Origin of the sequence: Microbacterium sp. (genome assembly GCF_051953575.1) — a bacterium.
Taxonomy (GTDB): Bacteria; Actinomycetota; Actinomycetes; order Actinomycetales; family Microbacteriaceae; genus Microbacterium.
Genome location: NZ_JBQCIP010000189.1, coordinates 1 through 10,845, shown reverse-complemented (window position 1 = coordinate 10,845; position 10,845 = coordinate 1). Strand labels below are relative to the sequence as shown.

The window sequence follows — 10,845 nt, the reverse complement described above, 5'->3', positions numbered from 1 at the left end:
GACCTCGGGCACGCCCTGTCCTCCCGATCGACGGCATCGAGACCGGGCGGCCCCGCGTCATCACATACTAGTGGGTCACTCGACCGCATCCTCGGACTCGGCGAGTGCGTCGACGACGATCTGCGCCGTCGTCGGCGGCGGGCCGAGCGGCACCGGGACGACGGCCACGGGCTCGTCCTCGTCGACGGCCCCCTCGAACTGCGCGTTGTACAGACGCCAGTACGCGCCCTTGGCCGCGAGCAGCTCATCGTGCGAGCCCTGCTCGACGATCGCCCCGTTCTCCATCACGAGGATGAGGTCGGCGTCGCGGATCGTCGAGAGCCGGTGGGCGATGACGAATGCCGTCCGGTCCTCGCGCAGGCGCGACATGGCGCGCTGGATCAGCAGCTCCGTGCGCGTGTCGACCGACGATGTCGCCTCGTCGAGGATGAGGATGCGAGGGTCTGCCAGGAAGGCCCGCGCGATCGTGACCAACTGCCGCTCGCCGACGCTGAGGTTGGTGGCCTCGTCGTCGAGCATCGTGTCGTAGCCGTCGGGCAGGGCGTGCACGAACCGGTCGACGTAGGCGGCGGTCGCGGCCGCGACGAGCTCCTCCTCCGACGCCCCGGGGCGTCCGTAGAGGATGTTCTCGCGGATCGTGCCCGCGAACAGCCACGTGTCCTGCAGCACCATGCCGGTGCGCCGGCGCAGGTCGTCGCGCGTCATGTGCAGCGTGTCGACGCCGTCGAGCGTGATGCGCCCCGAGTCGACGTCGTAGAACCGCATGATGAGGTTCACGAGCGTCGTCTTTCCTGCGCCGGTCGGGCCGACGATCGCCACGGTGCTCCCCGGGCGCGCCGCCAGGGTGAGGCCGTCGATCAGCGGCTTGTCCTCGACGTACCGGAACGACACGTCGTCGAACTCCAGCCGGCTCGCAGAGTCTGCGACGGTCTGCGCATCCTCGTCGTCGGCCGTCTGCTCCTTCTCGTCGAGCAGCTCGAACACGCGCTCGGCGCTGGCGACGCCCGACTGCAGCAGATTCGCCATCGAGCCGAGCTGGCTGAGCGGCTGCGTGAACTGGCGCGAGTACTGGATGAACGCCTGCACGTCGCCGATCGTCATGAGGCCGGCCGCCACCTGAAGACCGCCGACCACGGCGATGGCGACGTAGACGAGGTTGCCGATGAACATCATCGCGGGCATGATCACGCCCGACAGGAACTGCGCCCCGAAGCTCGCGCGGTACAGCTGCTCGTTCTCACGGAGGAAGTCGGCCTCCACCTCCTGCTGGTGGCCGAACACCTTGACGATCGAGTGGCCGGAGAACGTCTCTTCGACGCGGGCGTTGAGCACGCCGGTGTGCGCCCACTGCTGCACGAACAGCTTCTGTGACCGTCGCGCCACCAGCACCGTGATGAGCAGGGTCACCGGGATCGTGACGAGGGCGATGACCGCCAGCAGCGGCGAGATGAGGAACATCATGACCAGCACGCCGATGACCGTCAGCAGCGAGATGACGAGCTGCGACAGCGTCTGCTGCATCGTCTGGCCGATGTTGTCGACGTCGTTGGTGACGCGGCTCAGCAGCTCGCCCCGCTGCACGCGGTCGAAGTACGACAGCGGCAGGCGGTGGATCTTGTCCTCCACCTGCAGCCGCAGCCGGTGCATCGCGCGCTGGACGATGCCGTTGAGGATGCGGGCCTGCAGCCACCCGAACACGCTGGCGAAGAGGTACACCGCGAGAACGGCCGACAGCACCCACGCGAGCTGGTCGAAGTCGATCCCCGCGCCGGGCACGAAGTCCATCGCCGAGATCATGTTCGCCTGATCCTGGTTGCCCGAGGCGACCAGCTGATCGATGACCTGCTGCTTCGTCATGCCCGCGGGGACCTGGAGCGAGATGAAGCCGGCGAACACGATGTTCGTGCCCTCGCCGAGGAGCTTCGGGCCGATCACCGACAGCGTGACCGACAGGATGCCGAGCACGAGCACGCCGATCAGCCGGGGCGTGTCGGAGCGCAGCGTGCCGAGCAGCCGCCTCGCGCTGGGTCCGAAGTTCTGCGCCTTGCCCGCGGGCACTCCGGCACCGCCGCCGAACGGGCCGCGGCCTCCGCCAGGACCCATCGGCCGCGCGGGCGCCGCGCTGCGTGTGCCGCTCATGCCGCCGCCTCCGCCGCCAGCTGCGATTCCACGATCTCGCGGTAGGTCTCGCACGTCTCGACGAGGTCGTCGTGCACGCCGATCCCGACGATCCTGCCGTGGTCGAGCACGACGATCTGGTCGGCGTGCTGGATGGTCGACACGCGCTGCGCGACGACGAGTCGCGTCGCGTCGGGCAGGTGCGTGTCGAGCGCACGCCGGAGGGCCGCATCCGTCCGCAGGTCCAGCGCCGAGAACGAGTCGTCGAAGATATAGACCTCGGGACGTTTGACCAGAGCCCGCGCGATCGCGAGGCGCTGCCGCTGACCGCCCGAGACGTTGGTGCCGCCCTGCGCGATCTGCGACTCGAGCCCGTCGGGCATCGCCCGCACGAAGTCGGCGCCCTGGGCGAGCTCCAGCGCCTCCCACAGCTGCTCGTCGGTCGCGTCGTGGTCGCCGTAGCGCAGGTTGGAGGCCACGGTGCCCGAGAAGAGGAAGGCGCGCTGCGGCACGAGGCCGACGCGGGTCCACAGCTCGTCGGGGTCGTACTCCCGCACGTCGACGCCGTCCACGCGCACCGCGCCGGCGGTCACGTCGAACAGCCGTGGAACGAGGCTCACCAGGGTCGTCTTGCCCGAGCCTGTCGAGCCGATGACCGCGGTGGTCGTGCCGGGCTCGATGACGAAGGTCAGGTCGTGCAGGACGGCATCCTCGGCACCGGGGTAGGCGAAGTCGACGTGGTCGAACTCGACGCGACCCGCGGGAGCGGGGGCGGATGCCGCCACCGCCGGCGCCGACACCGACGGCTCGGTCTCGAGCACTTCGCCGATGCGGTTCGCGCACACGGCGGCCCGCGGGATCATCACGAACATGAATGTCGCCATCATGACGCCCATGAGGATCTGCATGAGGTAGTTGAGGAACGCGAACAGGGTGCCGATCTGCACCCCGTTCTCTTGCACCTGGAAGGCGCCGAACCAGATCACCGCGACGCTCGACAGGTTCATCACGAGCATGACGGCGGGGAACATCAGCGCCATGAGGTTGCCGGCCCGCAGCGCCGTGTCCTTCACGTCGTCGCTCGCCCCGGCGAACCGCGTGCGCTCCTCGCGCTCGCGCACGAAGGCGCGGACGACGCGGATGCCCGACAGCTGCTCGCGCATGATCTGGTTGACGCGGTCGATCCGCTTCTGCATCTGCGTGAACGCGGGCACCATGCGGGTCACGATGAGCCCGACGATGATGAGCAGCACGGGGATCGACACCGCCATGAGCCACGACAGCCCGGCGTCCTGCCGGATCGCCATGATCACGCCGCCGATCGCGAGGATCGGGGCCGAGACCATGAGCGTCGCCGACACCTGCACGAGCATCTGCACCTGCTGCACATCGTTCGTGTTGCGCGTGATCAGTGACGGCGCACCGAACTGCCCGACCTCTCGCTGCGAGAACGCGACGACGCGGTGGAAGAGGTCGCCGCGCATGTCGCGCCCGATCCCCATCGCGAGGCGGGAGCCGAAGTACACCGCGATGATCGAGCAGACCACCTGAGCGAGGCTCACGAGCAGCATCACGCCGCCGGTGCGCCAGATATAGGGGATGTCGCCCTGCACCACGCCCTGGTCGATGATGTCGGCGTTGAGCGTCGGCAGCCACAGCGACGCGATCGACTGGGCCAGCTGGAACACCACCACCGCGATGATGAGCAGCCAGGCAGGGCGGAGATATCGCCACAGGAGCTTCCCGAGCACGGCGGTCCTTTCCGGCGCGCGGCGTCGCAGACCGCGCACGAGAAGTGACGCTACGCCTGCGCGCGCGTCGCCGACAACCCGCCGCGTACGCCGTCGGCGAACTCTGCGCGGCGCCCCGCGAGCGGCCTCCGCAGCGACTCCGGCGAGCGTGCCGAGGTCGCCGCGGGACGCGTCAGGCCGCGGCCTCCGGCGGCGGGAACAGGCCGTCCAGCAGCTGCAGATCGGCCTCGGTGGGCGTCCACGCGGTGGCCGCCTCGGCGTTCGCCCGAACCTGCTCGGGCGTGGTGGCGCCGGCGATGACGCTGGAGAGCGCAGGATGCGACAGCAGCCAGCCGAACGTCGCCTGCAGCATCGTGATGCCTCGTTCGTCGCAGAACGACTGGTAGGCCTCCAGGGCGTCCCAGGGCGCCTCGTAGTAGAGATGCGCGCGCTGACGCATGATGCGCGAGTCGACAGGGGCGTCGTCGCGCGTGAACTTGCCGGTGAGCAGCCCGTTGTGCAGCGGGAAGTACGGGAAGAACCCGAGCCCGTAGCGCTCCACCGCCCGCAGCACGTTGCGCTCGGAACCCCTCGACAGCAGGCTGTACTGGTTCTGCGCCGAGATGTACGGGATGCCGCGGCGCATGAGCGCCGTGAAATGCGCCTCGGCGATCTGCCAGCCCGAGAAGTTCGAGTGCCCGATGTAGCGCACCTTGCCCTCGCGGACGAGGTCGCCGAGCGTATCGAGCGTCTCTTCCATCGGCGTGTCGTTGTCGGGCACGTGCAGCTGGTACAGGTCGATCCAGTCCGTCCGCAGGCGGGTGAGGGATGCCTCGACAGCCCGCCGGATGTACGACCGCGAGCCCTTGGAACCCGACAGCGGGTAGCCCATGTCGCGACCGGGGTGCCCGAACTTCGTCGCCAGGATCACCTGGTCGCGTCGCCCCCGCAGCGCCTCTCCCATGAGCGTCTCGGACTGCCCCGGCTGCCCGCCGTACATGTCGGCGGTGTCGAGGAACGTGACGCCCGCGTCGATCGCGGCATCCAGGACCGCACGCGTGCCCTCGATCGTCTCGGTGCGGGTGCCCTCGCGCCCGAAGTTGTTGCAGCCGAGGCCGACAGCGGACACGAGGAGGCCGGAGGCGCCGACGCGGCGCAGCGGAACGGTGGCGGTCATGCCTCCACGTTAGCCCGGTCGCCGGTCGCGTCCCGGCGGGCGCGGGCGGGCACCCGGCGCAATGGAACAGCCCCTCACCCGAGGGCGAGGGGCTGTTCGGTTCGTGTCATTCCTTGGGCGCCTCAGGGGCGCCCGGCGCGGCCGGCGGCTCGGTCGCCGGCGGCTCGGTGGCGGCAGGCGGCTGGGGTGCGGCCGGCGGAGCCGGAGGCGTCACCGGCGGCTGCGCGGCGGCCGGCGGAGGCGGGACCGGGGCACCGGGAGCCGCGGGCGGGGCCGGCGGTGCCGTATAGCCCGCGGGCGGCGCGGGAGGTGCGGTGTAACCGGCCGGAGGCTGATACCCGGCCGGGGCGCCCGGGGCGGTGGCGGGGTTCGCCGGGTACCCGCCGGCGGGGACCTGGCTCGGGATGCCGGACCACACCGTGTTGTCGGCGAGGAAGTTGCCCGCCCACGGAGCGGCCGGGATCGCGGTGTTCCAACGCGACCGGTCGAAGGCGTTGATGCCGAGCCACACGATGGCGAGGAAGAAGTAGAGGATGAGCCAGACGGCCTCCTTCTGCAGCTTCAGCCCGATGCGCCACGCGGCGGCGAGCGTGTACAGGAACGCCGCCAGGCCGATGAGCCAGCCGAGGACCGGAACCCACCCGAGGACGACCGTGCCTCCCCAGAGGATCAGCAGCCACCACGGGTTCAGGTCACCGAGCTTCACGAAGATGAGGGTGTTGTAGAACGGCACCCATGCGCGCCACTTGCCCTGAACCCCCGCCTTCTCGAAGATCTTCATGAGGAACCAGGAGCCGATGATGTAGGCGGCTACGGCGAACAGGAAGAAGAGCGGAGCGAGGATCAGGAACGCCCAGACGCTCCCGTACCCGCTGTCGTCGTACGTATCCATGGTGCGACCTCCAAGAGAGACGGGGGGCGTGTGGGGCACGCCCGCGAGGCCGCTGCCCCGCTCGACACATGGTAGCGACGCTCTCAGCTTCCTGTCAGCATTCCTGACGCAACGGGGGGATAGCCCCTCCGCGCACCGGTGGATAGCCTGAGCACAATCACCCGACCGAAGGGCTGCACATGACCGACCCGACCCCGTCCGCCGCGACTCCTCCCCCGCTGCCCGAGCAGTCCGCGGCTGCGGCCGCGGCGAACCCTCCGACGTCGACTCCCGTCGGGGCCGATCCCGACGACACCGGAGTCCCGCCCGTCGTCGGCGAGGCCGCCGATGTCGGACGCGGGTTCTTCGCCGCGCTGTTCGACCTGTCGTTCCGCACCTTCATCACGCGGCGGCTGGCGAGCGTGTTCTACCTCGTCGGACTCATCGCGATCGGCATCGGATTCGTCGTGTACTTCGTGGGCGGCATCCTGAGCGGCGTCTCGATGCTGTGGTTCAACCCCGGGGCCGGCATCAGCGCTCTCATCGCGACGATCATCGTCGTGCCGGTGCTGACGTTCCTCGCGATCATCCTGCTCAGGTTCATCATCGAGGGTGTCGTCGCCCTGATCGCGATCGCCGAGAACACCGAGCGCACCGCCCAGCACACCAAGCACTGACGGCCGAGCCGGCGTGTGGCGCGTGGTGACAGCCCGAGTTGCGCCGCCTCACCCCACGGACGCAGAGTGGACGGATGCCTGACGCCGCACCCGCCACCGCCCTCTCGGACGCACCGCACGCCGACGCGACCGTGCTCGACAACGCTCCCTGGCACGCCCTGACCGGCCCGCACGCCCGGTTCGCGATCGGCGGTGATCTGGTGCGCCGCTATCCCGAGGATGTGGCGCCGTTCGTCGCGGTGCGCACGTGGGACGACCCCGGCGTGTGGGACGCGCTCATCGACCTCGTCGGTCCCGGCACGGAGATCGGGCTGTCGGGCTACGACGGCGGGCTTCCGGCCGGCTGGGAGCTCGTCGGCCAGGGCGCCGGAGTGCAGCTGGTCGAGACGGATGCCCTGCAGCCCCGCCCCGACGCCGAAGCGGTCCTGCTCGGCGAGTCCGATGTGCCCGAGATGCTCGCCATCGTCGAGCGGAACCAGCCCGGCCCGTTCCGCCCCCGGACGTACGAGCTCGGTCGCTACGTCGGATTCCGCCGGGAGGGCCGTCTCGTCGCGATGGCCGGGGAGCGTCTGCACCCCGAGGGCTGGACCGAGATCAGCGCGGTCGCCGTCGATGCCGACCACCGGCGGCAGGGCCTCGCCTCGCGTCTCGTCCTCGACGTCGCGTTCCACATCCAGCAGCGCGGCGACCGCGCCCTGCTGCACGCCGCAGCGACCAACGTGAACGCCATCACCGCCTACGAGCGCCTCGGCTTCGCCCTCCGCAGGCGCAACACGTTCTCGGCGGTCCGCACGCCCGGCTCCTAGCCGGGGTGCGTCGCCGATCAGACGGCAGCGGGCGAGGGCTCAGGCGAAGAGCTCGAGCTCACCGGCCCGCGTCTCGCACACCCGCAGACCGACGGCATCCGCCCATCGCACGAATGCCGCGGCAGACGCGATGCGCGGGCGCTCTTCGGCCAGGCGGCGCACGAGGGCGCCCTTCGCGTGCTTGTTGAAGTGGTTGAGCGCGCGCACGGCACCGTCCGGCCCCTCGCTGACGACACGCACGTACCGCGTCGGGATGCCGTCGGGCACGGGCCCGAGCGCGACGTACGCCTCGGATCGCAGGTCGAGGACGAACCGCGGTTGCTCATCCGCGATCGCGGCCGACGCCGCCTCCGCCCACAGTCGTCGCAGCGGCGGCACACCGGGCAGCGACGTCCCCGCGCCCAGCCGGTACGCGGGGATCGGGTCGAGCGCTCCGACAGGCCCGAACGGGGCCGAGTGGATGAGGACATGGGCTCCGAGCCACCGCCGCGCCGTCGACGGAAGCGATGCCGCATCCAGAGCGTCGAACAGCACGCCGGTGTACCGGTGCACCGCCGGCATCGTCGGGGCGTCGCGCAGCACCGCGTTGACCGCCACCTCGCCGCGCTGCTTCGGACCGAGCTTCAGGACGCGTGCGGCGGCATCCTCGTCGGCCGACAGGGCGACCAGCGCGTCGACCACGGCGGTGCGCTGCGGCGTCAACGATGGCAGCGCGAGCCGCTCCCCGTCGAACGGGCGGCCGGAGCCGCCGGGGCGCTTGGTCTCGGACGGCGGCAGCAGGATCAGCATGTGGTTCTCGGTCCCCTCGGCAGAAAACGACTCGGCCGATCCCCGAAGGGACCGGCCGAGTGCGGCTGTCGCAGTGCGATCAGGAGATCAGTGCGGCGTTGCCCGCCACGATGGTGAGCTCGTCGCCCTCCATCGAGAGGAAGCCGTCCTGTGCGTTCGCAATGATCTTCGTGCCCGAGGTCTCGGTGATGCGCACCTGGCCCTCGGCGAGGATCGCGAGCACCGGCTCGTGACCGGTCATGAAGCCGATCTCGCCCTCGACGGTCTTGGCGACGACGAGCGAGGCCTCACCCGACCAGACCTCCGCGTCCGCGGAGACGAGGCTGACGTTGAGCGGCATGATCAGCCGTTCTCCTTCTGGATGCGCGCCCACTGCTCTTCGACGTCGGAGATGCCGCCGACGTTGAAGAACGCCTGCTCGGCCACGTGGTCGAACTCGCCCTTGACGATCGCGTCGAACGACTCGATGGTCTCCTTGATCGGGACCGTCGAACCCTCGACACCGGTGAACTTCTTCGCCATGTAGGTGTTCTGCGAGAGGAACTGCTGGATGCGGCGCGCACGGGCGACGACGATCTTGTCCTCTTCCGAGAGCTCGTCGACACCGAGGATCGCGATGATCTCCTGCAGCTCCTTGTTCTTCTGGAGGATCTGCTTCACGGCGGTGGCCACGCGGTAGTGGTCCTCACCGATGTAGCGCGGGTCCAGGATGCGGCTCGTCGACGTGAGCGGGTCGATGGCCGGGTACAGGCCCTTCGACGCGATCTCACGCGACAGCTCGGTCGTGGCGTCGAGGTGCGCGAACGTGGTCGCCGGCGCCGGGTCGGTGTAGTCGTCGGCGGGGACGTAGATCGCCTGCAGCGACGTGATCGAGTGACCGCGCGTCGAGGTGATGCGCTCCTGCAGGATGCCCATCTCGTCGGCCAGGTTCGGCTGGTAGCCCACGGCCGAGGGCATGCGGCCCAGCAGCGTGGAGACCTCGGAACCGGCCTGCGTGAAGCGGAAGATGTTGTCGATGAAGAGCAGCACGTCCTGCTTCTGCACGTCGCGGAAGTACTCCGCCATCGTCAGAGCGGACAGGGCGACGCGCAGACGCGTCCCCGGCGGCTCGTCCATCTGGCCGAAGACGAGCGCGGTCTTGTCGAAGACGCCCGCCTCCTCCATCTCGTGGATGAGGTCGTTGCCCTCACGGGTGCGCTCGCCGACACCGGCGAACACCGACACACCACCGTGGTCCTGCGCCACGCGCTGGATCATCTCCTGGATGAGGACCGTCTTGCCGACGCCCGCACCGCCGAAGAGGCCGATCTTGCCACCCTGCACGTACGGGGTGAGGAGGTCGATGACCTTGATGCCGGTCTCGAACAGCTGGGTCTTCGACTCGAGCTGGTCGAACGACGGGGGCTGACGGTGGATCGGCCAGCGCTCGGTGATCTCGATCTGCTCGCCCGGCTCGGCGTTCAGGATGTCACCGGTGACGTTGAACACCTTGCCCTTGGTGACGTCGCCGACGGGCACGCTGATCGGGGCGCCGGTGTCGCGCACCTCGCCGCCGCGGACCAGTCCGTCGGTCGGCTTCAGCGCGATCGCACGGACCAGGTCGTCGCCGAGGTGCTGGGCGACCTCGAGGGTGATCTCGCTCGACTCGGAGCCGATCGTGATCGTGGTCTTCAGAGCGTTGTAGATGCCCGGGATCGCATCGTGCGGGAACTCGATGTCGACCACGGGGCCGGTGACGCGCGCGATGCGCCCGACGCCCGGCTGCGCGGTCGAAGCCTGGGCTTCGGCGGTAGCGGTAGTCATGATTTCTATCTCTCTCGTAGACGTTTTACTTGGCCGAGCTCAGCGCGTCCGCGCCGCCGACGATCTCGGAGATCTGCTGGGTGATCTCCGCCTGACGGGCGTTGTTCGCGAGACGCGTGTAGTCGGTGATGAGCTTGTCGGCGTTGTCGCTCGCGGCCTTCATCGCCTTCTGCGTGGCCGCGTGCTTGGAGGCGGCGGACTGCAGCATCGCGTTGAAGATGCGGCTCTCGATGTAGACGGGGAGCAGCGAGTCGAGCACCGTCCCCACGTCCGGCTCGAACTCGTAGAGCGGCAGGACCTGCGTGCGGTCCGGCTCCTCGACGCCCTCGACGACCTCCAGCGGCAGCAGGCGGACGACCTGCGGCTCCTGGGTCAGCATGCTGATGAAGCGGTTATAGATGATGTGGATCTCGTCCACGCCGCCGTCGGACGCGTCGCGCAGGAAGGACTCGAGGATCGCGTCGGCGACCTCCTTGGCCTGCTCGAACTCCGGGGCATCCGTGTTGCCGGTCCAGACCCGCTCGAACGCACGCCGCCGGAAGCTGAAGTAGCCCTGCGCCTTGCGGCCCACGAGGAAGTACACGACCTCCTTGCCCTGGCTGCGCAGCAGCTCGGCGAGCTTCTCGGACTCCTTCAGGACGTTCGAGTTGAACGCACCGGCGAGACCGCGGTCCGACGAGAAGATGACGATCGCGGCGCGCTCGATCTTCTCCGGCTCGGTGGTCAGCACGTGGTCGACGTTGGAGTACGTCGCCACCGCCGACACCGCGCGCGTGATGGCGCGGGCGTACGGCGAGCTGGCGGCGACCCGCGCCTGCGCCTTCTGGATGCGAGAGGCGGAGATCAGCTCCATCGCACGGGTGATCTTCTTGGT

10 protein-coding genes are annotated in these 10,845 nt (G+C 69.5%); 2 read left to right on the top strand and 8 right to left on the bottom strand.

Annotation, left to right across the window (positions count from 1 at the left end; genetic code table 11):
* Positions 1-75: 75 nt before the first annotated feature.
* From ACTHNQ_RS11725 to ACTHNQ_RS11710, 4 genes are all read right to left on the bottom strand, one after another.
* Positions 76-2,139, bottom strand: coding sequence for an ABC transporter ATP-binding protein (locus ACTHNQ_RS11725; protein ID WP_440333586.1), 2,064 nt, complete (start codon positions 2,137-2,139; stop codon positions 76-78).
* Positions 2,136-3,869: an ABC transporter ATP-binding protein gene (locus ACTHNQ_RS11720; protein WP_440333584.1), complete on the bottom strand. Its 1,734-nt coding sequence runs from the start codon at positions 3,867-3,869 to the stop codon at positions 2,136-2,138. The genes ACTHNQ_RS11725 and ACTHNQ_RS11720 overlap by 4 nt, the downstream gene beginning before the upstream one ends.
* Positions 3,870-4,041: 172 nt before the next feature.
* Positions 4,042-5,025 carry an aldo/keto reductase gene (locus tag ACTHNQ_RS11715; protein WP_440333582.1) on the bottom strand — a complete coding sequence of 328 codons (984 nt, stop codon included), beginning with the start codon at positions 5,023-5,025 and terminating at the stop codon, positions 4,042-4,044.
* Positions 5,026-5,131: 106 nt separating this feature from the next.
* On the bottom strand, positions 5,132-5,917 hold the full coding sequence (locus ACTHNQ_RS11710; protein ID WP_440333580.1) for a large exoprotein: 786 nt from the start codon (positions 5,915-5,917) through the stop codon (positions 5,132-5,134).
* A gap of 179 nt (positions 5,918-6,096) precedes the next feature.
* Here ACTHNQ_RS11710 and ACTHNQ_RS11705 point away from each other — a divergent pair, with 179 nt between their 5' ends.
* Both ACTHNQ_RS11705 and ACTHNQ_RS11700 read left to right on the top strand, forming a co-directional pair.
* Positions 6,097-6,573, top strand: a complete 477-nt coding sequence (locus tag ACTHNQ_RS11705; RefSeq protein ID WP_018172100.1) for a DUF4282 domain-containing protein — start codon at positions 6,097-6,099, stop codon at positions 6,571-6,573.
* A 74-nt stretch (positions 6,574-6,647) separates the two neighbouring features.
* Positions 6,648-7,379, top strand: a complete 732-nt coding sequence (locus ACTHNQ_RS11700; protein WP_440333577.1) for a GNAT family N-acetyltransferase — start codon at positions 6,648-6,650, stop codon at positions 7,377-7,379.
* A gap of 39 nt (positions 7,380-7,418) precedes the next feature.
* On the opposite strand, the gene ACTHNQ_RS11695 is transcribed toward ACTHNQ_RS11700, so the two are convergent.
* The 4 genes from ACTHNQ_RS11695 to ACTHNQ_RS11680 form a co-directional block, all read right to left on the bottom strand.
* Positions 7,419-8,168 (bottom strand): YaaA family protein, encoded by a 750-nt coding sequence (locus tag ACTHNQ_RS11695; protein WP_440333575.1) that lies wholly within the window; start codon positions 8,166-8,168, stop codon positions 7,419-7,421.
* Positions 8,169-8,247: 79 nt separating this feature from the next.
* The gene (locus ACTHNQ_RS11690; protein ID WP_018172097.1) at positions 8,248-8,508 is read right to left on the bottom strand and encodes a F0F1 ATP synthase subunit epsilon; all 261 of its coding nucleotides are present in this window, start codon (positions 8,506-8,508) and stop codon (positions 8,248-8,250) included.
* Positions 8,509-8,510: 2 nt separating this feature from the next.
* On the bottom strand, positions 8,511-9,971 hold the full coding sequence (atpD, locus tag ACTHNQ_RS11685; protein WP_440333573.1) for a F0F1 ATP synthase subunit beta: 1,461 nt from the start codon (positions 9,969-9,971) through the stop codon (positions 8,511-8,513).
* 25 nt (positions 9,972-9,996) lie between these two features.
* On the bottom strand, positions 9,997-10,845 hold an 849-nt coding region (locus tag ACTHNQ_RS11680; protein ID WP_440333571.1), incomplete at its 5' end, for a F0F1 ATP synthase subunit gamma.